Source organism: uncultured Eudoraea sp., assembly GCF_947258925.1.
GTDB lineage: Bacteria > Bacteroidota > Bacteroidia > Flavobacteriales > Flavobacteriaceae > Eudoraea.
Genome location: NZ_CAMYKG010000006.1, coordinates 1 through 24,167, shown reverse-complemented (window position 1 = coordinate 24,167; position 24,167 = coordinate 1). Strand labels below are relative to the sequence as shown.

21 protein-coding genes are annotated in these 24,167 nt (G+C 39.4%); 9 read left to right on the top strand and 12 right to left on the bottom strand.

The features are described 5' to 3' along the window. Position 1: 1 nt before the first annotated feature. From Q0X77_RS03285 to Q0X77_RS03265, 5 genes are read right to left on the bottom strand one after another with little or no spacing between them, the layout of a single operon-like run. Positions 2-463, bottom strand: coding sequence for an NADH-quinone oxidoreductase subunit C (locus Q0X77_RS03285; RefSeq protein ID WP_297792952.1), 462 nt, complete (start codon positions 461-463; stop codon positions 2-4). Between the two features lie 9 nt (positions 464-472). Then, positions 473-1,054 (bottom strand): NADH-quinone oxidoreductase subunit NuoB, encoded by a 582-nt coding sequence (gene nuoB / locus Q0X77_RS03280; RefSeq protein ID WP_297792950.1) that lies wholly within the window; start codon positions 1,052-1,054, stop codon positions 473-475. After that, a complete protein-coding gene (locus Q0X77_RS03275; RefSeq protein WP_297792947.1) occupies positions 1,045-1,395 on the bottom strand; it encodes an NADH-quinone oxidoreductase subunit A in 351 nt (116 codons plus the stop codon). The genes nuoB and Q0X77_RS03275 overlap by 10 nt, the downstream gene beginning before the upstream one ends. Positions 1,396-1,408: 13 nt before the next feature. After that, entirely contained in the window at positions 1,409-2,422 is a 1,014-nt protein-coding gene (locus tag Q0X77_RS03270; RefSeq protein ID WP_297792945.1) for a 2-oxoacid:ferredoxin oxidoreductase subunit beta, read from the bottom strand. Between the two features lie 2 nt (positions 2,423-2,424). Continuing rightward, the gene (locus Q0X77_RS03265; protein WP_297792942.1) at positions 2,425-4,281 is read right to left on the bottom strand and encodes a 2-oxoacid:acceptor oxidoreductase subunit alpha; all 1,857 of its coding nucleotides are present in this window, start codon (positions 4,279-4,281) and stop codon (positions 2,425-2,427) included. Positions 4,282-4,447: 166 nt separating this feature from the next. Here Q0X77_RS03265 and Q0X77_RS03260 point away from each other — a divergent pair, with 166 nt between their 5' ends. From Q0X77_RS03260 to Q0X77_RS03245, 4 genes are all read left to right on the top strand, one after another. After that, positions 4,448-4,798 (top strand): 4Fe-4S dicluster domain-containing protein, encoded by a 351-nt coding sequence (locus Q0X77_RS03260; RefSeq protein ID WP_297792939.1) that lies wholly within the window; start codon positions 4,448-4,450, stop codon positions 4,796-4,798. A 306-nt stretch (positions 4,799-5,104) separates the two neighbouring features. Next, positions 5,105-8,635 (top strand): pyruvate:ferredoxin (flavodoxin) oxidoreductase, encoded by a 3,531-nt coding sequence (gene nifJ / locus Q0X77_RS03255; RefSeq protein WP_297792936.1) that lies wholly within the window; start codon positions 5,105-5,107, stop codon positions 8,633-8,635. A gap of 72 nt (positions 8,636-8,707) precedes the next feature. Further along, a complete protein-coding gene (locus Q0X77_RS03250) occupies positions 8,708-9,085 on the top strand; it encodes a HEPN domain-containing protein (protein WP_297792934.1) in 378 nt (125 codons plus the stop codon). A 130-nt stretch (positions 9,086-9,215) separates the two neighbouring features. Then, on the top strand, positions 9,216-9,995 hold the full coding sequence (locus Q0X77_RS03245; RefSeq protein WP_297792932.1) for a hypothetical protein: 780 nt from the start codon (positions 9,216-9,218) through the stop codon (positions 9,993-9,995). A 66-nt stretch (positions 9,996-10,061) separates the two neighbouring features. Here Q0X77_RS03245 and Q0X77_RS03240 read toward each other — a convergent pair whose 3' ends face one another. From Q0X77_RS03240 to aqpZ, 5 genes are all read right to left on the bottom strand, one after another. Next, complete coding sequence (locus Q0X77_RS03240) at positions 10,062-11,132, bottom strand: membrane dipeptidase (protein WP_297792929.1); 1,071 nt, start codon at positions 11,130-11,132, stop codon at positions 10,062-10,064. Between the two features lie 9 nt (positions 11,133-11,141). Continuing rightward, the gene (locus Q0X77_RS03235) at positions 11,142-12,254 is read right to left on the bottom strand and encodes a D-TA family PLP-dependent enzyme (protein WP_297792925.1); all 1,113 of its coding nucleotides are present in this window, start codon (positions 12,252-12,254) and stop codon (positions 11,142-11,144) included. 12 nt (positions 12,255-12,266) lie between these two features. Then, positions 12,267-12,731 (bottom strand): RidA family protein, encoded by a 465-nt coding sequence (locus Q0X77_RS03230; protein ID WP_297792923.1) that lies wholly within the window; start codon positions 12,729-12,731, stop codon positions 12,267-12,269. Between the two features lie 9 nt (positions 12,732-12,740). Then, positions 12,741-14,057, bottom strand: a complete 1,317-nt coding sequence (locus Q0X77_RS03225) for a gluconate:H+ symporter (RefSeq protein ID WP_297792921.1) — start codon at positions 14,055-14,057, stop codon at positions 12,741-12,743. 105 nt (positions 14,058-14,162) lie between these two features. Further along, entirely contained in the window at positions 14,163-14,852 is a 690-nt protein-coding gene (gene aqpZ, locus Q0X77_RS03220; protein WP_297792918.1) for an aquaporin Z, read from the bottom strand. A 377-nt stretch (positions 14,853-15,229) separates the two neighbouring features. Between aqpZ and Q0X77_RS03215 the strand changes: the two genes are divergently transcribed. The 3 genes from Q0X77_RS03215 to Q0X77_RS03205 all read left to right on the top strand — a co-directional run bounded on the left by Q0X77_RS03215 (position 15,230) and on the right by Q0X77_RS03205 (position 18,238). Beyond that, entirely contained in the window at positions 15,230-15,724 is a 495-nt protein-coding gene (locus tag Q0X77_RS03215; RefSeq protein ID WP_297792916.1) for a DoxX subfamily, read from the top strand. Further along, the gene (locus Q0X77_RS03210) at positions 15,721-17,307 is read left to right on the top strand and encodes a Gfo/Idh/MocA family oxidoreductase (protein ID WP_297792913.1); all 1,587 of its coding nucleotides are present in this window, start codon (positions 15,721-15,723) and stop codon (positions 17,305-17,307) included. The genes Q0X77_RS03215 and Q0X77_RS03210 overlap by 4 nt, the downstream gene beginning before the upstream one ends. Before the next feature lie 208 nt (positions 17,308-17,515). Then, complete coding sequence (locus tag Q0X77_RS03205) at positions 17,516-18,238, top strand: energy transducer TonB (RefSeq protein ID WP_297792910.1); 723 nt, start codon at positions 17,516-17,518, stop codon at positions 18,236-18,238. Between the two features lie 62 nt (positions 18,239-18,300). Here the strand turns inward: Q0X77_RS03205 and Q0X77_RS03200 are convergent, their stop codons facing one another. Continuing rightward, positions 18,301-19,203, bottom strand: coding sequence for a metallophosphoesterase (locus Q0X77_RS03200; protein WP_297792909.1), 903 nt, complete (start codon positions 19,201-19,203; stop codon positions 18,301-18,303). A gap of 117 nt (positions 19,204-19,320) precedes the next feature. Here Q0X77_RS03200 and Q0X77_RS03195 point away from each other — a divergent pair, with 117 nt between their 5' ends. Beyond that, positions 19,321-21,690: a GAF domain-containing protein gene (locus Q0X77_RS03195; protein ID WP_297792906.1), complete on the top strand. Its 2,370-nt coding sequence runs from the start codon at positions 19,321-19,323 to the stop codon at positions 21,688-21,690. Here Q0X77_RS03195 and Q0X77_RS03190 read toward each other — a convergent pair. Then, positions 21,679-22,893, bottom strand: coding sequence for a Pycsar system effector family protein (locus Q0X77_RS03190; RefSeq protein WP_297792903.1), 1,215 nt, complete (start codon positions 22,891-22,893; stop codon positions 21,679-21,681). The two genes, Q0X77_RS03195 and Q0X77_RS03190, sit on opposite strands and share 12 nt — an antisense overlap. A 321-nt stretch (positions 22,894-23,214) precedes the next feature. On the opposite strand from Q0X77_RS03190, the gene Q0X77_RS03185 reads away from it, so the two are divergent. Continuing rightward, a partial coding sequence (locus Q0X77_RS03185) for a metallophosphoesterase (protein ID WP_297792901.1) occupies positions 23,215-24,167 on the top strand: 953 nt, incomplete at its 3' end.

Here is a 24,167-nt window from a genome sequence, read left to right as displayed (position 1 = left end):
ATTATTTGATAATCATATTTATGTTGTCTTCATAATCTTTCCGCAATGGGAATCCTTCCCATTCGTCCGTCAAGAAGAGGCGTTTAAGATTAGGGTGATTTGAAAACCTAATCCCGAAAAAATCAAATACTTCTCGCTCATGAAATTCAGCTGTGGCCCAAATATCATAGACCGAGTCTAAAATTGGATTTTCTCTATCTGAAGTTTGTGTTTTTACAACAAGACTGTGTCTGAATTCCGTGGATTCCAAATGATATACAACACCTAATTCTTCTCCCCAATCCACACCACTCAAACAAAATAAATAATCAAGGCTGGTTTGTTCATTCTGTTTTAGGTTCAACATAATGGCATGCAATTCTTCCGGGGGAACAGAGACATTCAGATATTGGGAGCCTTCTTCATTAAATTCTAGATTTGGGCTCCAACTGCCTATTAATTCCTGTAAACTTTGGTTAGTCATCTATTTTGTTTATAAACCTTCATCAAACCCTTCAATAGGATTCTTTTTATGTTTCATGTTTTCCGTCCTTATTTTATCCTGAAGCATCAACATACCTTCTAATAATGCTTCTGGCCTGGGCGGACAACCAGGCACATAGACATCAACAGGTATTACGTGGTCTGCCCCTTTAACTACTGAATACGTATTATAAAAAAAGGGACCTCCGGAAATTGCACAGGCTCCCATTGCAATTACATATCTTGGTTCGGCCATTTGATCGTATAACCGCCTAAGTACTGGGGCCATTTTATTGACGATTGTACCCGCAATTATTATTAAATCTGCTTGCCTAGGGGAAGGTCTGGCAACTTCGAAACCAAACCTGGAGTAATCATGCCGTGCTGCACCCGTCTGCATCATTTCAATAGCGCAACAACTTGTTCCAAAATATAGAGACCAAAGGGAATTAGATCTTCCCCAATTAATTATTTTATCTAATGAGGTAACAATTACATTAGCACCGTTACCTGCCGGGATTACTTTTCCCGGAAAGTCTTCAGGAACTTTACCTGGTTGACCCATAGCTTCATTTTTTTTATCTATTCCCATCTTAATGCTCCTTTTTTCCATGCATATAACAGGCCTAAACCTAAAATAACAAGGAAGATGAATATTTCAATAAAGGCAACAGCTCCAATTCCTTTGAACACTACGGCCCATGGAACCAAAAAAGCAACTTCCACATCAAAAATTAAAAATAGGATTGCGAATAAATAGTAACCAACTTTAAACTGAACCCACGTTGGTCCAATGGTGGTCATCCCACTCTCATAAGGTTCTCGTTTTTGAGGGTTGTCCGACTTATGTGAAATTAGATTGGATAGAAAATTCGCCCCGGCAACCAGGACAATTCCAGCGAGAAAAAATACAATAATGGCTTCTGACCCCATACGCTAGATTATCTTATTTAACTTCATAGGTTTCCCCGGAGAAAAACAAATCATCCGTTTTTGAAAAAGTGGAATCAGCTTTAACTGCAGCTGTCAACTCATCAACGCGTTCTTCAAAGGTAACATCCGGAAAACTTCTTATAATACCGGTTATCAGAGGATACTCAGACCTTACCAGCATTTGGTGCAAAGTGGGATCCTGTTCTTCGGCATCATGGACCAAAAGATCCTGCTCGGTAACGCCGTTTTCTCCCAGGGTAACTACCTCTAGTTTTAAGCCTTTTAAAACCAAGCCTTTATTTCTTTCTTTACCAAATATCATTGGTTTTCCGTGTTCAACAAAGCATTGTTTGTCTTCACGTACGGCCTTATCTGTGTATTTCGCAAAACATCCATCATTGAAAATAGGACAATTTTGAAGGACTTCAATTAAGGAAGTCCCTTTGAATTTTTCCGATTTTATAAAAATGTCCGTCATTTCTTTAGGCGTATTCCCTCCAATTCTGGCGAAAAAACGGGCTTTTGACCCAATAGCTAATTCCCCGGGTAAAAAGGGAGGTTGCGTATTTCCATATGGAGAAGATTTCGTTTTTTGTCCAACCAGGGAAGTTGGAGAGAATTGTCCTTTGGTTAAACCATAAATTTCATTGTTAAAGAGGACAATATTTAAATCCAGGTTTCGGCGTAGAACATGAATAAAATGATTACCTCCAATAGCCATGGAATCGCCATCACCTGTAATTACCCATACGCTTAGATCAGGGTTGGCCAGTTTAACCCCGGAAGCAATTGCAGGGGCTCTGCCGTGAATACTGTGCATACCATAGGTGTCCATATAATAAGGAAAACGGGAAGAGCATCCTATACCAGAAATAAATACTACATCTTCCTTTTTGAGCCCCATTTCGGGGAGTGCCTTTTGCATTGAACGCAGAATGACATAATCATCACAGCCCGGGCACCACCTGACTTCCTGGTCACTGGCAAAATCTTTAAAAGTATATTTTGGTGTTGCTGTTGTCTCCATTTCTATTTCAATATTTTCTTAAATTGTTCTTTAAGTTCTGTATTGCCAAATGGCAGTCCTTGCACCTTATTGTACTGCAAAAACTCAATGCCATGAAAATTCATTCTTAATACCGATGCAAATTGACCTGTATTTAATTCACAAACAATGATGTTTTTAAATCTTTTCAAGACCTCCTCAGTGTTTTTAGGTAAAGGATTGATATAATTAAAGTGTGCAAGTCCAATTGAAGTATACCCTTCCTGTTTAAGTTCTTTTACAGATGAATATAAGGTACCATAAGTGCCGCCCCATCCTATTACGAGTAAATCACCTTCATCGGCGAACGTTGTTTTAAGTTTTGGAATATAATTTTCAACTCTTTTAACTTTCTCAGCCCTCACTTTAGTCATATGTTCGTGATTTTCAGGATCATAAGATACCTGTCCGGTCACTTTATCTTTTTCTAGGCCTCCAACCCGGTGCTCTAATCCCAATGTTCCGGGAATTGCCCAGTCGCGTGCCAGAGATTCACTATCCCTGTCATAAGGATTCCATGTTTCCTTAGCTTCTTTAATTACCCTGGTTTTTATTTCCGGCATGTCGGACACCGATTGTATTTTCCATGGAGCAGAACCATTAGCAATATAGCCGTCTGTCAAAAGGATTACGGGCGTCATATGTTCAATTGCCAGCCTGGCAGCTTCATAGGCATAATTAAAGCAATTAGATGGCGTACTGGCTGCTAAAATAATAACCGGACTTTCCCCATTTCTGCCATACAAAGCTTGCAGTAAATCTGACTGTTCAGTTTTAGTAGGCAAACCTGTGGATGGTCCTCCTCTTTGAACATCAACGACTACCAGGGGCAATTCCAGTATCATCGCCAGACCAAGGGCCTCTCCTTTTAACGCTAAACCGGGTCCTGAGGTCGTAGTTATGGCCAAATCCCCGGCAAAGGCAGCACCAATTGCAGATGTTATTCCGGCAATTTCATCCTCTGCTTGCAAGGCTTTAACTCCAAAGTGTTTATGTTTTACCAATTCATGTAGAATATCAGAAGCAGGAGTAATGGGATAGGAACCCAAAAATAGTTCCAATCCGGATTTTTCAGCTGCTGCCAAAAAGCCCCAGGCAGTAGCCGTGTTTCCCATCACAATTCTATAAGTTCCTGCTGCCATTTTAGCCGGGGCAACGGTATAGGAATTGGGTATTAATTCAAGGGTTTCCGCAAAGAAAAAACCTGCATTTAATACCTTGGTGTTAGCTTCAATTAATGCTGGTTTAGCTTTAAATTTTTTATTGAAAAAATCAATAGTATGATCCGTGGACCTATTGTACATCCAGTATACCATTCCCAGAGCAAACATATTCTTACTCCTTGTAATACTTTTATTGTCCAGTCCTTCAACCTCTTTTAGAGCTTCTTTCGTGAGCGAGGTCATACTTACTTCTATCACCTGATAGTTTTCCAGACTTCCATCTTCCAGTGGGTTGGATTCGTACTGGGCCTTTTCCAAATTCTTTTTAGAGAACGCATCAGTATCCACGATTACAGAATGTCCGGGCTTCAGGGCATGTAAGTTAGTCTTTAACCCGGCCGGATTCATGGCCACTAAAAGGTCTACGTTTTCCCCAGGGGTACTTATCTCAACACTTCCAATATGAACCTGAAACCCCGAAACGCCATAAAGGCTACCTTGAGGAGCTCTAATCTCAGCAGGATAATTCGGGAATGTGGCAATATCATTGCCAAACATCGCAGATGTGTCGGAAAATTGAGATCCGGTTAATTGCATTCCGTCTCCTGAATCACCAACAAACCTTACTATTACAGCTTCAAGTGTTTCCTGCGTTTGTTTTGTATCTTCGGCAATCATCTGTTACTTATTTATTTTTTGCTTATTTTTAACTTAAATGCTATCTGATAGAAAGTATCGCTGCCAAATATAAATTGGACGTTTAGAAAGAAATATGACTTTTATCATTAGATAGCTATTTGTTGTACATTAAATTTACGCACAATTATTTCAAAAACATATTATTATGGCTATTATCATTACAGACGAATGCATTAATTGCGATGCATGCGTATCCGAATGTCCAAATAACGCGATTTATGAACCAGATCAGGAATGGTCATATTCTGATGAAACATCGTTAAGCGGGATGGTTACCACACCTGCAGGAGAAGAAGTTGATGCCGATGCAGAAAACGAGCCTGTTTCAGACGAGTTCTATTTTATAGTTACGGATAAATGTACAGAATGTAAAGGCTTTCACGAAGAACCTCAATGCGCTTCTGTTTGCCCGGTAGATTGCTGCGTGCCCGATGAGGACCACGTTGAAACAGAGGAAGAACTATTGGCTAAGAAAGTCTGGATGCACGGCGAATAAGCTTCCAGAACAAATTTAATTTCCATCATGTACCCTAATGGCATTCATTAGGGTGCATTATTTTGTGTAGTGTACGGACTGTGCGTATAATTCAACTACTGCTTTTTGAAAAAGCTGCAGAACCCTAAATCCCAAATGACTTTTAGCGCAATATTAACTGACATTTGTCATAGTATGCCTGTAATAATGGTCCTATTTTTATCCGAAATGTAAAACGTGTAGAACTTGCATTTGATGGAATATAGACAGTGGAGTATTAGGTTTATATTTTTCTAAGAATGCTTTTTTCGTATTAATAATATCATCATGAAGAAAAAATTTCCAAAACTGATTTGCGATGCTAATGAGGCAGTTGCCAGGATAGCCCATAAAACCAATGAAGTATGTGCAATTTATCCCATAACTCCCGCATCACCGATGGGAGAGCACGTAGATGTCTATAGTTCTCAAGGGCAAGAAAATATTTGGGGGAATGTACCCCGGATAGTTGAAATGCAGAGTGAAGGCGGTGCGGCGGGAGCTGTACATGGTTCTTTACAGGCGGGTGCACTAACCACAACCTTTACTGCTTCGCAGGGCTTGCTTCTGATGATTCCTAATATGTATAAAATTGCCGGGGAATTATTGCCTTCCGTGATTCATGTGGCAGCTAGAACAGTCGCAACGCATGCACTCTCTATATTTGGTGATCACTCAGATGTTATGGCAACAAGACAAACAGGTTTTTCCATGTTGATGGGTGGATCAGTGCAGGAAGCCATGGACTTCGCATTAATATCACAAGTAGCTTCTTTACACACAAGAATTCCTTTTTTAAACGTATTCGATGGTTTTAGGACTTCACATGAAATTTCCAAGATTGATGCAATACCAGATGATATCATTAAAGCAATGATGCCTGAGGATAAGATCATGGAACATAAAAAAAGGTCGTTGGATCCGGATCATCCTGTTATAAGAGGAACATCTCAGAATCCTGATGTCTTTTTCCAGGCCAGGGAAGCATCAAATCCTTTCTATGAGAAAGTGCCCGGCGTTGTACAGGAAGTAATGGATGATTTTTACAAACATACTGGCAGAAGGTATAGCCTGTTTTATTATTTAGGGCATCCTGAGGCCGAGCGTGTTATCGTAATTATGGGATCTGGTCAAGGTGCAGTGCGGGAAGCCGTTGAAGCCATGGTAAATAATGATGAGAAAGTTGGGGTGGTATTTGTTCGATTATACAGACCATTTTCTGTTTCTCATTTTATAGATAGTCTGCCTAATTCCGTTAAGAAAATTGCAGTTCTCGACAGAACAAAAGAACCGGGAAGTACAGGGGAACCTTTGTATCAGGATGTAATAACTTCCCTTGCAGAGAGCGATAGAAATATAGCTGTTGTTGGTGGCAGATATGGTTTGTCATCTAAGGAGTTCACACCTCAGATGGTCAGCGGGGTTTTTAATGAGCTCACCAAGGAGAAACCTAAAAATCATTTTACGGTAGGTATAAATGATGATATTTCGCATACAAGCCTGGATTCCGATGCTGATTTTAAAGTGAGAAGCACAACTATCAATTGTATGTTCTACGGACTGGGATCTGACGGTACTGTTGGTGCGAACAAAAACTCAATTAAAATAATTGGTGATACGACCGATAATTATGTACAGGGATATTTTGTTTACGATTCCAAAAAAGCAGGAGCGCAAACTATTTCCCATTTGCGATTTGGTCCTGAACCAATTTATTCTTCCTATTTGATTGATAAAGCTGATTTTATTGCGAGTCATCAATTCAATTTTATTGAAAGATATGATATGCTCGCCGATTTGAAACAAGGGGGAACCTTCTTGTTAAATTCTCCATTTTCTAAAGATGAAATTTGGGACAAACTGCCCAAAAAGATGCAAAAGGGGATCATAGAAAAAGAAGCAAAATTCTATGTTGTGGATGCCACCAAAGTGGCCCATGATGCGAATCTTGGAAAGAGGACGAATACTGTTCTCCAAACATGTTTCTTTGCAATATCAGGTATCCTGCCCAAGGACGAGGCAATTCAAAAAATAAAGGATGCAATCGTGAAATCATATACCCACAAAGGGGATGCGGTTGTTCAAATGAACTTTAATGCCGTAGACAAATCACTTGAAAATTTATTTCAGGTAGATTACCCAAAAGAAGTGAGCAGTGAGAAAGGGTTGCTTTCCGCAATGACTAATGCACCAGATGGTTTTGTTAAGAATGTGCTTGAAAAGATATTAGGGGGGCATGGAGACGAATTGCCAGTCAGTGCTTTTCCGGTAGATGGTACCTTCCCAACCGGTACTACCCAATATGAGAAGAGCGGGATAGCTAATTTTATTCCTATATGGGATGATGAAGTACTTTGTACGCAATGTAATAAGTGTGTGGCTATTTGCCCGCATGCCGCGATTAGAGCTAAAGTTGTCCCTAATGAAGTTATGGAAAATGCTCCCGGTAGTTTGAAATCAGTTCCTGCTAAGGGAAGGCCATTTACCGCGGAAACAGAGTCTTATGTACTGCAAGTTTCGCCCGAGGATTGTACGGGGTGTGACCTATGCGTAGCTGTTTGTCCGGCGGAAAGCAAGGAAATTGAGAATTTCAAAGCCATCAATATGAGGAAGAAACTCGATTTTGATGAGGTGGAAAACGCAAACTGGGATTATTTTATCAATATGCCGGATTATGACAGAACGGCCTTGCAAATTACCAATGTTAAAGGTTCCCAGTTTTTAGAACCGCTATTTGAATTTTCTGGTGCTTGCTCGGGCTGTGGTGAAACCCCATATATAAAAATGCTTACCCAATTATATGGCGATAGCATTCTTATTGCAAACGCAACGGGATGTTCATCAATATATGGTGGTAATCTTCCTACAACACCTTATAAAACCAATAAGGAAGGAAGAGGTCCTGCCTGGGCAAATTCCTTGTTTGAAGACAATGCCGAGTTTGGTTTTGGAATGAAACTGGCTTTAACCAAGAAACAGGAAATTGCGATTAATTTATTAAAGCATCTTAAAAATGTGGTTGGTGCCGAATTGACAGAATCGATTCTAACCAATCCGGAAGAAACGGAGGCACAACAAAGCCAGAAATTTACCGATCTTGATAAATTACAGGAAATATTATCAAAGAAAAAAGATAATCCCGATGCTGTAAAACTAAGTCAGCTTACAGAATATCTCCGTAAAAAGGCAGTTTGGATACTTGGTGGCGATGGATGGGCTTACGACATAGGATTTGGAGGCGTAGATCATGTTTTAGCTTCCGGGGAAGATATAAATATTATGGTTCTGGATACAGAAGTATACTCCAATACGGGGGGACAAACTTCAAAAGCAACCCCGTTAGGGGCAAGTGCTAAATTCTCAGTTTCCGGTAAGCGTACTGGTAAAAAAAGTCTGGCACTTCAGGCTATATCTTATGGAAATGTCTATGTGGCTCAGGTGGCCATGGGGGCCAAGGACCTGCAAACGCTCAAAGCTATTGAAGAGGCAGCGGCATATCCTGGTCCATCATTGATTGTAGCTTATTCACATTGTGGTGAACACGGATATGATTTAAAAGATGGCGCAACGCAACAGCAAAAAGCTGTTGAAACAGGATATTGGCCTCTATTTAGATTTGATCCCTCTAAACCAAAAGGGAAAAAGTTCAGACTGGATTCAAAAGAACCAACTGCTCCACTTTCTGATTTTATGTACAACGAGACCCGTTTTACAAGGGTAGTAAAAGAAGATGCAGAGTTAGGTGCAGAACTCTTGAAACAGGCTCAGGAAGAGGTAGAGACCAAATGGGAAAGACTTGAGTTGTTTAGAAATATGTAATTATTTCATTCATCAAAAAACATTAGAATATAAAAAGCAATAGCAATAGATAATTAGAATTAATCACAGTTTATGGAAGATAAAGCAAAAAGACTTTATGAAACTGCTATTCAGAAACTGAAAGAAGCCAATGAAGAATTATGCCGGCCTGCCGAGGACGTCGTATCTTTTATGGTCTGCCAGAATTCGCATATTGCCATTGAGAACTATCTCAGGGGTTTTCTAGCCGAAAATGGCGTTGAACCGGGCAACGGTGTGCCAGTTGATGATCTTTATGAAAAGTGCAAAACCCTGAACCAGGATTTTGAAAAAGTAAATTTATCAGGCTTTGAATGTGAGGCTCATCAACTAGATTCAAGATTCTGCAATGGGGTGAGTAATGTAAGCAGATGTTTTGATATAGCTGATAGCCTGGATACCTTCCTTAGGGAGCAAAAGATTATTATTTAAAGGCTATTTTCATATCCCGGATAAACAGATTGACTACTTGGGACATATTTAAGCTGTATTCGTCCTAATGCACTTGATATTGCCATATTCTATTCTTTAATTGAGTATTAAACCTTTAATATTCAATAAGATGAAAAAATTAATTATGATTATGGTGATGACTTTGATCACTACCATGGCGATTGGACAGGATGAGAAACCGCTCTATCTTTTATTCGAATTTATGCATGTCGACGAAGGCATGGGTGCTGCCTATGCAGAAACCGAAGAATTTTGGGAAAAAGTTCATGTACAAAGAGTTAAAAATGGGGATTGTATTGGCTGGGACCTCTGGCGTCTTGAGCCGAGCGGACAAGAGCAGGGGGCACAATTTATGACAGTAAGTCTGTATAATGACCCCGTTAAAATGATGGATGGGGGAGATTTTATGAAAGCCTGGAATGGTGCTTATCCCAATCTATCTGATGAGGAAAGTAACAAAAAAATGGAAATGACTGCAAAAAGTCGGGATCTCACACATAGGGTTTTCCTTCAAGAAATTGATAAGACCAATGATAATTTTGATATGCCCATTGGCACTTTGGCTGTTATCAATTTTATGAAGGCAAAACCAGGGGAGTCCGGGGCCTATGAAAAAATGGAATCTGAAGTTTTTAAACCATATCATCAAGGCGATGTTGACTCTGGTGGCCGTGCAAATTGGGGGTTATTGAGGAATATGCTGGGTTATGCAACTGAGGCTTATGCAAGCCATATTACCGTGGATATGTTTACGGGTTATGATCAATTTTTTAATGGAGCTGGTATGGGACCCGCAACAGACGCGCAGCAAAAGGCATATCAGGAAATGGACAAGCTTAGGGACCTTAAGTCGGTAACCATGGCTACTTTAGTGAGAAAGGTTCGTTAAATTTTAGTTAGGAAATATAGTATTTGAACAAAATCCTTCCAAATTACAGGGAGGATTTTTTTATGATTAGCTCCAGGTGTTTCTTAGAAAGTCTATAAAATTCTGATGCATGATATTTGCAATGTCTGTTTGGGTATAGCCCCTTTTCTTAAGTATGTCAGGGAGTTTTTGTAAATCTGCAATCGTATCAAGATCAGACGGACTTTGTTCTTGGCCAAATCCACCATCAAGGTCGGTACCAATTCCTACATGAAGTGCGTTCCCGGCTAGTTGACAAATATGGTCTATATGATCTGCCATTGTTTCTAAGGTTACGCCCATAGCTTCCGGGGTGGATTTACCTCGAACCCAGCCGGGCACCATCATCCATGCGTCAAGGGGAACGCCAATTACAGCATCCCTGGCAAAAAGTTCAATAAGTTGTTCATCTGAAAACTGCCTATTATGGTCTACCAGGGCCCTGCAATTATTATGACTGGCCCAAAGTGGCCCTTGGTATACCTTCAATGTTTCCCAAAAGCTCTCATCACACAAATGGGTGGTATCCAGAATAATATTTAATCGGGCAACCTCTTTTAAAAGGGCTTTGCCTTTTTGGCCAATACCCCCAATAGAATTTGTACCATGCGCATAGGTCCCGGGACCATAGTGTGCAGGACCTATAGCGCGCAAACCCTGTTCATAGCTTTTTTCAAGGTGTTCAATAGTAATTATAGAGTCGGCTCCTTCGAGACTTAAAATGTATCCTATAGGTTTTTCTTTGGGTTGAGCAGATGAATTCCATACGTCCAGGTGGTCGTCCAGTTCCTTTATGTCACTAATCTGGGTCATTTCTCCCAGAGTTTCCATGGCTTTATACCAGGCAAGTTGCCCTTGCGTTTGCGCCCAGGCCTGATAGGGAGAATTCCATCCGGGAAGTTCATTTTCTTTTTTAACGAATCTTGCAATTTGGGTAGCCATACAAATCCCAATATTCCCCTTTCGCATGGCATCCAGGGAAACCGTGTTTTTACCCCTGTCGGGTTTATCGGTCATCCCCATCTCTTTAGCCCTAATATCCTTTACGGTCCAGGTAAGATCCCTGTTCCATTCCATGGCGTTCATTGCCAAATCAAGATGCGCGTCAAAAATAAACATAGGTATTTTTTATATTTCCAATTGATAATCTCTTGCTGCAATCTTCCATGCCCCGTTGACTTGTCTGTTTTCAATAGTTAGGATTTTGGAGTATTTGGCCACGGTAGGGCAAATATGCATTGGAATTGCATAAAAAAAGTCACCAATTTTTACGGTTTCACTTTTGTCATATTTCAGCACCAGATGCTCCTCACTTTGCCCTATTTGCTCGGCATCTTCCAGTCCAAAGATTTTTACCCTGGGAAAATCCATTTCGGGAGCGATGGCTTTATGTCCCAAATCTAAACAGATCACACCTTTTTTGGGTTTACTAATAATCCTGGTGAATAAAACCGCAGCATGTAAAAATGGCATATCCCTAAAAGAAGTTCCATAGCGTTCATCCCAAAGTAATGTGGTGCCGGGACTTGCCTCAACATCATTTCTTTTAGCGTGTATTGGGAATGAAGGAGACCCCCCTATGACGATTGTCTTTACTTCAATATCCAAAGCTTCAATAGTATTTTTCAGATTTATGACTAATTCAAAAGCGGAATCACATGCCTGTTTGCGTAATAAAGGATCAGTATCTCTGATATGGCCGTCATAGGCATGCAATCCACGAGCAATTAAATTTGGGTCATCTGCTATTTGTTTAAATAATGCAACAGCACCCATATCTGGTTCTATGCCGGTTCTGTTCATTCCTGTGTTAAGGTCTACAAATAATGGGATACTAACTTCCTTACTAGCGGCCATTTCAGAAATGAGTGCTGTGGTAGTTGTATTGTCCACAATAGTAGAAAACAATGAATTAGGATATTTAATTATAAGTTTAAAAAAACGGTTTAAATTAGCTCCAACAGGTTGGTAAGCCAATAGAATATCAGCAGCCCCGCATTTTCCCAGAAGTTCTGCTTCAGCAATAGTCGCACATTTAAATTTGGTGATACCATGTTCCATTTGCATTTTAATAATCTCAGCGGTTTTATGAGTTTTGATATGCGGGCGCAATCTGCCCGGATCACCGATCATGGAGATCATTAATTCAATATTTTTTTCTATTCGTTCAGGAAAAACCAAAAGTGATGGTGAGACAACGTCTTCAGGATGGTCAATTTCGTACCAATTTTTATTCTGCATTCTTAAAAATCCTTATTTTAGTTGAAACATGGCTTCAATTTCCACGGGAATATTTCCAGGGAGCATCATACCCACAGCACTTCGGACACCCACTCCATTGTCTGTTCCAAAAACATCAGCCATTAACTCACTAAAACCATTGATGACCAGTGGGTGCTGTCCAAAATCGGGTGTAGAATTGACCATTCCCAATACCTTAACCACCTGAAGAATCCTGTCTATATCTCCAAAATGAGTTTGTATTGTAGACAACATAGTTAAACCAACCTGTTCTGCAGCAAGTTTGCCCTGTCCCAGGTTAAGATCTTCGCCAACCCTGCCGGTGATGTATTCTCCATCTGACTTCATTGGTCCCTGTCCTGAAACATAAAGAAAGTTGTCAACCACGAGGATGGGCTTATATAGCCCGGCCGGTGGAGGAGCCGGGGGGAGTTTCAGCCCTAAAGTAGCTATTCTTTGTGATGGTAATTTGTTCATATCCTTGTTTTAAATAAATGTGTTTAAGAGTAATACGCCGATAAGTCCCATAACTCCAACGGTGGTTTCCATGACTGTCCAGGTTCTAAGGGTATCTTTAACAGACAAATTAAAATATTCTTTAAACAGCCAGAACCCCCCATCATTGACATGGGATAACATTAAGCTTCCCGATCCAATTGCCAGCACCATTAATTCTGCATTAACACCAGGGCTGGTAGCCATTGGTAATACTATTCCCGCAGCGGTTAATCCCGCCACGGTGGCAGATCCAACACAAACCCGAATTATTGTGGCTATGAACCACGCTAATAATAAAGGAGAAATTGTGGATCCTTTCAGCAAGTTGGCAATATAATCACTTACACCACTGTCAATTAAGACCTGCTTTAATGCCCCGGCACCAGCTATGATTAAAAGGACCATGGTAATTCCGGAAATTGAGCTGCTTACAGAGTCCATGACTTCGGGCATTTTTTTGCCACGGGCAAGTCCAAGGGTGTAGATAGCAACAAGAACCGCAATTAGCATCGCTATTACCGGATTTCCAAGAAAATCTATAATGGGTTTAAGATAATAATTTTCAGGCAAAAATAGATCGGCCAGGGTAGCAATCGCAATAAGGAGTATAGGCAATAATGCAGTAAAGATACTAATTCCCAGTCCTGGCATTTCATGGTCTTCCAGTATTCTGGGATTTACAAATTCTTTTAAAGGAGTTGCTTTTATGTTTTTAATCGTCCTCGAAAACAAAGGGCCTGCAACAATTATTGCAGGTATTGCAATTATAATTCCATAAAGAAGGGTTTTACCTAAATCTGCATCAAACATAACAGCTATAGCGGTAGGAGCAGGATGCGGAGGAAGAAATCCATGTGTTACAGATAGTGAGGCCAACATCGGTAAACCCACATAAATTAAAGGAAGACCAGTAGATGCGGCCACAGTAAAGACGAGTGGAATTAAAATAACAAACCCAACAGAATAAAACATTGGAATACCTACTATGAATCCGGTAAGTACAAGAGCCCACTGAATATTTTTTATACCGAATTTACTTACCAGTTTAGTAGTAATACGCTGTGCCGCGCCACTATCGGCTACTAATTTTCCCAGCATAGCTCCAAAACCCAATATCATCAATAGAAAACCAAGCGTATTGCCAATTCCATTCTGTATAGAATCTACCAGGCTATCCAATGGCATTCCCTCCGCTATACCTACAAAAATCGATACAATTATGAACGTTATAAATGGATTAAGTTTGAATCTGGCTATTAGGATAAAGAGAATAATGATCCCCAGACTTACTATAAGCAATGGCATATTGACGGCGGGTTATCTAATTGAATCGTTAAATATACTATTTCAAAAAGCTAAATGGAGCGTAATTCAAACTAAAATAAAGGGGCTGTAATAGCACCAGAATTTCTAATCCTTGCTTTCCGGCGAAATGTATTTGTAAACAAGACCGGCCAATAAGGCACCAAGTATGGGTCCTACCCAAAAAAGCCATAATTGATCTAATGCCCAGCCGCCCGCAAATAATGCCTGACTGGTACTTCTTGCAGGATTTACCGAAGTATTTGTGACCGGGATACTTATAAGGTGTATAAGGGTAAGCCCAAGCCCTATTGCTATACCAGCCATTCCTTTAGGGGCTTTGGAATGTGTTGCTCCAAGAATGATGATCAGGAACATAAAAGTCATAACTACTTCTGTAATCAGGGCTGCTAACATACTATAACCACCAGGGGAATGTTCCCCATAGCCATTGCTGGCGAAGCCACCAAGCTCGAATCCCGGTTTTCCCGTGGCAATGAGGTATAAAATCCCTGCTCCGGCAATACCTCCCAGAACTTGTGCAATAATATATGGAACCAATTCTCTGCTCTCAAATCGTCCGCCAATCCATAGGCCAATAGAAACTGCCGGATTAAGGTGACAACCTGAAATGTGGCCAATGGCATATACCATAGTCAATACTGTTAATCCAAAGGCCAGGGAGACCCCTAAGAACCCAATTCCAAGTTCCGGATACCCTGCTGCAAGTACAGCACTTCCGCAACCTCCCAACACCAACCATAGGGTGCCGACAAATTCTGCAAGTAATTTTTTCATTTTTTAGTTTTTGGTTAGTTAATTGTTTCTCTCAAGATAATCAATTTTATCAAAAACTGATATGGAAACTACATTGGAGCAGGATAATGGCTGCTAATTTTTAACATTTCAATAACTTTTAATACCTTTTACTGCCTTTTGGCATAGTTTACATCAATATAATATTGAGAGACTTCCGGTAGGGACTAAACCTGATAATTGTCATAGAAAATTCGTGATTGTGAATTTACTTTTGATCTGTTTTATTCCATTTTGCCCAAGACTCAATAAAGGTATTTTAACCCATTATATCATAGACTGAAATAGATCTCCGATATCCTGGGAATCGCGAAATTCTGGTAACAGAAACATATAATTAACAACTTTAACTGAAAAATATGACTGAAACTAAAGGAAAATGGCAATTAAAGCACAGTATAGTACTATTGCGTGTACTTATAGGCTGGCACTTTCTGTACGAGGGTGTAATTAAGCTTTACAATCCTGACTGGACTTCATTTGGCTATCTGGCAACCGCGCAGGGACCATTAAAACCTATATTCCTTGCAATTGCCCAGGAACCAATGATTGGCTGGGCAGACACCCTTAACTGGATGGCACTTATGTTTGTAGGGATTACTTTTTTGTTAGGGATATTTGAGAAAAAAGGTGCTTTGGCAGCCATCTTCCTGCTTGCTTTGTATTATTTGGCACACCCACCTTTCCCCTGGTTAATGCAGGTAAACGTTGAAGGAAGTTACTGGTTCGTAAACAAGAATTTAATAGAACTGGCGGCTTGTATGGTAATTTATCAATTTCCTACAGGACAATACTTTGGTCTACCCTATCTATTTAATAAAAACAAAGAACAAACTAAAACTGAAACCTTATGAAATGGACAAGAAGAGATGTGCTTAAAGGACTAGGTGGAATTCCAATACTTGGTGCCGTTTGGTGGGCAGGGGCTGCTAGTGCTGTTTCTAAAAACAGGGAGCGTGCTGCAATCCTTGAACAACTAAATATTCAACCTTCTTTACCCTCAGCTGTTAAGGAGATTAGCGGAGATCCCGTACGTGTTGGGATTATTGGTTTTGGAATACGTGGTGAGCAATTGTGCAGGGCTTTAGGATTTGCAACTAAAGAATGGCTGGAGGAAATGAGATTGGCCGCGGAGGAAGATCCAAACCACTCCCGTTTAAAGGACTTTATGAATCAGGATAAGCTTAATGTTAAACTTACAGCAGTTTGTGACGTATATGATGTTAGGGCGAAAAAGGTAATAGATTCCTTTTCTACCGAAGAAACTAAGATACAAAGGTTTAAGACGTATCAGGAAATGATACGTAGTGGTAAAGTTGATGCTGTAATTATTGCCACTCCGGACCACTGGCATGCGCCAATGGCCATAGATGCACTCGAAAACGGAATCCACGCATATCTTGAAAAACCCATGACCCATACCGTAGAAGAAACCTACAGGCTTAAAGAAGCAGCCCAGAAGTCAAAGGCGGTTCTTATGGTTGGACATCAACACAGGCAAACCCTGAGTTTTCAAACGGCACAGGATATCGTCTCCAAAGGAGTTCTTGGTCATGTTTCACTGGTTCAGACAAATACAAACAGGAATGATGATAATGGTGCCTGGAATTATCACATAGAGGATGAAGCAACGCCGCAAACAATAGACTGGGATCTTTTTTTAGGATCGGCCCCAAAAGTACCTTTTAATAAAAATCACTTTTTTAGATGGAGAAAATGGTGGGCATACGGTTCAGGTCTTTCCGGAGATTTATTAACGCATGACTATGACCGTCTAAATTGTGTCCTTCAAATGGGTATCCCTGCATCGGTAATGGCTTCCGGTGGTATTTATACGCATAATGACGGGCGAAATGTTCCTGATGTGCTCCAGGTAAATATGGAGTTTCCCAATTTCAGTACAGGGAGTAGCCAGAAAAAAGGCAAGGAAAAGGGAATGACCTTTGTTTACAGTGCAACTCTTGGTAATAATTTCAGCAGACCTACTGTTCTTATGGGTCATGACGGCACTATGGAATTAGGGAACCGACTTACAATTTGGCCAGACAGTAGATCTACAAAATATGCAGATCAGATAGAATCCGGAAAAATGAAACCGTCAGTACCGGTTTATCAGTACAATCCCGGGGCCAGTGTGCCTGATGCGGTTTCCTCAGCGACCTCACAATATTTTGCGGATAAGGGTCTTATGTGGACTTATATTAATGGAGCTAGGGTTGATTCTACATTTCTTCATTTAAGGGAATGGCTCAGTTGCTCCCGCAACGGAGGTGAAGTTAGTTGTGGTATAAATGAGGGATTTGATGAGGCAATATCAGCACATATGGCAGGCCTTTCGGTTAAACTTGGAAGACGAATAGAATGGGATAGGACTGAACAGCGCATTGTACCTATTGAAGGGATTGATTTTGATGAAGTACTTTTATCTGGTATGTAAAGTGCAAAGAGGGAAATAGCCATTCATCAATATGAATCTGATACATCAGATTTAGAGTAATCAGGACATAAAAATAGTCCTGATTCTTTTTTTCACCCGTTATCCATTAAAAACAGAATCTTATGATATAATGATTTAAAACTGATAAATATCATATAATCTGCATTTTACATGACGTATTTTTGAGTATATCATAATACAAATAGTCATGCAAGTCAAAAAAAACCCAAAAGTAGATTTAAACAGAAATAGCGGACTGTATTTTGTAGTAGGACTTACAGTCGTGTTATTTTTAACGTGGCGCGCTTTAGAATACAAATCGTATCCTAAAGATACTGCTGTTCTCGATATCGCAGAGGCAGTAGATGACCTTAAGGAAGATGTTCCTGTAACTGAAATGATCAAAACTACACCACCACCTCCTCCTCCTGCAGCTCCTGAAGTAATTGAAGTAGTTGAAGATACCGAGGAAATAGAAGAAACTATTATCGAGAGTACAGAGACTAGTCAGGAATCTGTAATTGATGAGGTAATGGACGTTGGTGACGTGGAAGCTGCCGAAGAAGAAGAAGATATTGTTGTTCCCTTTGCGGTTATTGAAAATGTTCCAATATTTCCGGGATGTGAGAGTGCTCAAAGTAATGATGAACGAAAGGCTTGTTTTCAAAAAATGATTCAAGCCCATATCGTTAAAGAATTTACCTATCCAGAGAGCGCATTGGAACTGGGAATTAAAGGAAAAGTATTTGTGCAATTTATGATTAATTCAAAAGGAGTAGTGGAAGGTATACGCACACGAGGTCCGGACAAACTATTAGAGAAAGAAGCGCATCGTATTATTGCTTCACTCCCAAATATGACTCCGGGGATGCAGCGTGGAAAATCTGTTAAAGTACCTTATAGTATACCTATCAACTTCATGATACAATAGAAATAGAGCACATGACTATTTCCCGAGGATTGATTCGACTAATACGTGAGTATTCAGAAGGATCAATCCTCATTTTGTTTATAATCCACTAATTTCTGAGGTCCTTCCAGTAATATTCTGACAATTTGTAGCGTACCATCTTCCTTTGTAGCAATTTGCCATTTTATAAGTGAAATCGTCCCTTTTACTATTTCAATCCCCGTAATACTCCTGGGGTGCACACAGCTTCCATCATTAAAAAGAGGGATATCACCGGGCTCAGGGAATCTTGGTCTGTGGGTATGACCAATTACCGTTATTTTCATTTTATTCCGAAGTATCCAATTCTTGACTCTTTTTTCCAATCGTATTAATTCACGATGATTTTTAGCCGGACTTGTAGGATCTGCTATCCCCCAAACCTGTAAGGGTTTCCATAGAATGCGAACCAAAAACCGGTTAAACCGCCATCCGTGATAATTCATAAAATCTGCCTGGTGTCCGTGCGTTAAAAATAGTTCCTGGCCGTTCTCACGATGCTTTAAAATTATGGCTTCATGATATTTTAATTGGTCCAGTAAAGCAGCTTCCTTTTCATCTTTAGGCTCAAAGAAGGTATAAAGATTTTTCTTTACATATTCCTGCTTCCGGTACACCATATCGTGGTTGCCATAAATCATATGCAATCTGTTTTCATCATGAAAACGTTTCATCAGCAAATAAATATTCTTATGGGCTTCAAAAATGGGTTCAAATGTCAGATTCTCCCAAAGCTCATCGCCATCTCCAAGCTCACAGTATTGAAACCCGTTGTTAAAATAATGCTTTAAAGCGTGGTAGTAGATATTTCTGTTATTGGCAAACTCATCTGCAAAACTGTTGTCTCCCCTATGACAATCACTAAAAAGTATAAACTTTGAGGTGTCATCAAATCTTATGATTTTGGCCCTGTTATAAGCATTATTAAGTCTGTTATTTGAAGACATACGGGAAATTTATATAAATATCCAAAAAAAGGACGTAACAAGGTAAATATTCTCTTAACAAAAAGAATTAGAATAGTTTTGTAATTTTACAGCAATAATGGAGACATATATATCACTATGGAATCTATAAGTAAAGACATGCCACTGCAAATGTTAGTTAGCTTTGATAAGCTATTACAGCAGTATGATAAAATGCTTGAAAGTGATGATCCGCTATTGGTATCCAGGGCCAAAACAGTGCTTGATGCCCAGGCACCATATCCTGAATTGCGTGAAGGTTTCGAAGATTTGGACCTTCTTGAAAAGCATAAAGATGTAATAAGGATAATTCTGCAGGATTCTTTTGCCGAGGTATTAAGCGAAAATGAAATTAAGGCTGCCTCCTTGCCTTATTTTGATGTAGTATTTAATAAATCGAAAAGGTTTCAAAAGATTTTAGAAAATGCCGGTAAGGATTTCAAACCTTTTATTAGAAATCAGGATGAAGGGATAGACTATGTTATGGGCTGTACAGTAATCCTTAAATGGTATTATGGCTATAATCTTGATTTTAGCAGGCCTTACTTCTATGACATACCCGATGCAAATGGGGTAATGCGTCATTATCGCATTTTGTATAATGCCGATTTTATGGATCTCTTACCGACAGATTTGTCCAAGGAATTAACCCAGGAAGATGTTGATAAACTTTTAGAAAATCCGGAAGATCTTGAACTGTGGAAGGAAATGATCCCCCCGAATAGTTTTATCTCTAAAGGTTTTGTTATTTCTAATATGTTTGACGTAACTGCAGAACATACCATATCAGAAATCAAAACAAATCTCATTGCCAGTGATAAAAGAGGTAGTGAGACTTTTATGTCAGATCTTCAGGAGACCTTCAGATCCTTTTTTAAGATTAAAGATTTAAAATTAGGTTTCGTCACATATAACTCAAAAGATGATCAATTAGAACGGGTGTATGGGAATGGTATAGAGAGTTTTCTTCTAAAAGAAAAAAATAGTGCAGCTTGTAACAACCTCCTATGTATTAGTTCTTATGATAAATTAGTAAATCAGAAAGGCTATTTTGCCCTACCTGACATTGATAAGTATTACAAATTATCAAAAGAATCTCAACCATACAAAGGATTGTATGAACAGGGAATTAAAAGTGCCATTTTCGCTCCTATTGTAAATGAAGATGAACTTTTAGGGGTTTTGGAATTGGTTTCAACAAAAAAAAACCTGTTAAACGGCGTTAATGCAACGAAGCTTGATGATGTAATGCCCTACATTGTAGCTGCAGTTGTCCGTTCTAAAATTGAAGAAGAAAATTTAATAGATGCCATCATACAAAATGAATGTACTTCGGTACATAAGTCCGTCCACTGGAGGTTTGAAGAGGAAGCCAAACAGTTTATTATTGACGGGCTGGATGGTAAACAGCCTTCGTTTAAAGAAATAGTTTTTAAAGATGTATATCCCCTATACGGTCAGATAGATATTAAGGATTCTTCCCATGCCAGGAATACGGCTATCCAAAGAGATTTGATGATTCAGTTATCAAATATCAAAGAAGTTTTGACAGCTGCATTGAAGATTGAAAATTTACCGGTCTACGAGGAATTGATATACAGAATTAACAATTTTATTGAAGAGATAAAGGAAACCTTATTTTCTAATAGTGAACAGACTATTTTTGACTTTGTACATACGGACATAATACCAATATTTAACCATCTGAAAAAGCAAGATAATGAGTTGGCCAAAATGGTTGAAGCCTATGAAAAAACCATTAATGAGGAAACACATTCTTATTACGACCATAGGAAACAATATGACGATAGTGTGATGCGTATTAATAAAAAGTTGGCCACATTAATTGATAATAATCAGGAAGCGGCACAAGAGATGTTTCCCCACTTTTACGAGCGCTATAAGACAGATGGCATAGAACACAATATGTATATCGGGAGTTCAATTGCTGAAGACAGGGAATTTGATCCTTTGTATTTAAAGAACCTTCGATTGTGGCAGCTGCAAGTGATGTGTGAAATGGAGAACAAGCATTACAACCTCAAACCACAATTGGATGTGCAGCTTGATGTGGCTTCCCTTATTCTGGTATACAGCACATCCTTGTCTATTCGTTTCAGAATGGATGAAAAACGATTTGACGTGGATGGGACCTATAATGCCCGTTACGAAATAATTAAAAAACGAATTGACAAGTCCTTTGTCAAAGGAACTAATGAGAGACTAACCCAAAAAGGTAAGCTGTCTATAGTATATTCTCAGAAAAAAGATGAACTGGAGTACCTTAGATATATCTCTTTCCTGAAAGCTAAGGGTTATTTCACCAATAATATCGAAATAGTAGAATTGGAAGGCCTTCAGGGAGTGTCAGGGCTCAAAGCAATTAGGGCAGAGATTCTCTACAGCAAAAACACCCAGGACGAAAAGACATTTACCTATGAAGATTTGATGAATGAATTAAATGCTTAGTAAAGCAAACGGTTCACCAAGCTTACTGCTACCTGCATATTTAAAAGCCAGTGCAAAAGCGATAACTGAAACTATAATTCCTACCATAAAGATGGTATAGGTCCAACGTAAGATCTTATACTTTCTGTGGAGCACTAACCCAAGAAAATAAAGGTCTTTGGTGAGCGAAGAATATATATAATCTTTATCCTTTACCAACTCTTGCAGGGCCGACTCGTATTCTTCCAATTTCATTTTATGAAAATTTCCAAAGAATAAAAGGTTCACCTTCTTATTGGCTACATCGGCCATACTAAATTTGCCACTACCTACATTAGGACGTGTTGCGATAACTGCCATTACCATTGAAGTAACGGTGAAGAATAAAAAAACCACGGTAGGGTATATAAGATAGGTATTGGAAGGATTGTCTAGTTTAGGTATTAGATTAGAAAGTACGACTGAAATTATAATTGCATTTACAGATAACAGGATATTGGCTTTCGTATCGGCGATATCACTAAGCGTAATGTGGTTTTTTAAAGTTACCCTGAATAGGGTTTGTATACCTCTATCCGGGCTATCACTTTTTAATTTTGCTTTTAACTGTTCTTTTTTCGTAATTTTTTTTTCTTTCTTCAGTTCCTTTAAAAGATTCAGGAGATTTTTGTCCTTTTTGTCCTGCCAATTCGCCTTTGCATAGTCGGTATAATATTGATGGCGTGTCCGGAACATTTTAATATTCTCTTCCATCCATTGTTTAACCGAATAATCAGCGATGCCCAAAAGGGAAAGTTCTTCCCGGAGCAGTTCACAGGTTTCCAAATAGCTTTTTTGTGCAAAATGGGAGGCGTCCGCATCCCGGATTATCTGTTCGCTCAGGTTTTGCGGTTCATAGACCATTTGAGTTGCCATGATACATGCCTGAACCTGCTTGACGCCTTCTGCGTCATAACCTTCCTTCTCCAAAAATTCCTTAGCTATTTTGCAACTATTTCGCTCGTGCTGCTCGTGGCCTAAAGTATATCCGGTATCGTGCAGCCAAGCTGCCAATAACAAGACCTCCTGGTCACTATCATCTAATGAATTGGCCTCTATTAATTCTTTAGTGCTCTTTACTACCCTTTGGGTATGTTTCAGATTGTGATAAAGGTATTTCGGATCTAATTCTGTCGATAACAAATCAACTACAAAAGCTTCGGTTTTAATTAGAATTTCAGACATCCCCCAAATTTATAAAACATAATTTACAAATTCTGTGGTTTCTGTTAAAGATATATGGATATACCAGGGGTATAGATATTGTTCAAAGTCAATAAATAAGGCAATCCATAATTGAGTTTCCTATCCCCTCATTATAATATGACTTTGGATATGGAAAGACTATTCTAATAGATTGCATATCTTTATCTTTGATCCTGCCGGTAGTTTCAAGGTGGATTTATAATGACATAGAGTAAGGTATTAATATACTTTACGTCTGTATTTTCGCGAATAGTTCCTCGTACTATATATAAAACTGGTTAATTTCATCATCTCATAAAAATGAATCGATTCTATAAATCGTTTGCTACTATAGTTAGCTTTCTAGTATTGTACTCCTGTGCTACCTATAAACCTCAATACGAGGAAGGAGCCATGATGCCGCGGCAATCTGAAAGTGAAATACAGCACTCATTCTATTTAATAGGGGATGCAGGGAATTCACCTTTAGGATCCAAATCTGAAGCACTTAAGTCTTTTGAAGAAGCACTAAAGGATGCTTCAAGTAACAGTACCGCATTATTTTTGGGAGACAATATTTATCCAAAAGGCTTGCCTGAAAAAGGAGCTAAAGGAAGGGAATTTGCAGAACATCAGCTGGATGTTCAAACCGATGTTGTAAAAGATTTCGCCGGCAGAGCAATTTTTATACCCGGAAATCACGATTGGTATAACGGAGGACCAAGGGGTTTAGAAAGGCAGGAGGAGTATATTGAGGACAAACTGGGGAAGAATACATTCCTTCCTGAGGATGGTTGCCCCATACGCAAGGTTGAAATTAATGATGAGGTAGAGTTAATTATCGTGGATACGGAATGGTACCTTACCAAATGGGATAAGTTTCCAACATTAAATGACAATTGCGAAATTCGAAGCCGTAATCGTTTTTTTCTTGAATATGAAAGTCTTATAAAGAAGGCCCGGGGTAAAACTACGGTTGTGGCTTTGCATCACCCAATGTTTACGAATGGCCCGCATGGCGGACAGTTTTCAGTAGGACAACATATGACACCAATCCCAATTTTAGGGACTTTAAAAAATGTCCTGCGACGTGCCGGAGGTGTCTCTCCTGCAGATATACAAAGTAAAAGATATGATGAGTTCAGGGATCGGATCATTACCCTCTCTCAGGACAATGATAAAATAATCTTTGTTTCAGGACATGAACACAGCCTTCAGTACCTGGTTGAATTTAATTTGCCACAAATAGTTAGTGGGGCCGGTTCTAAAACTAC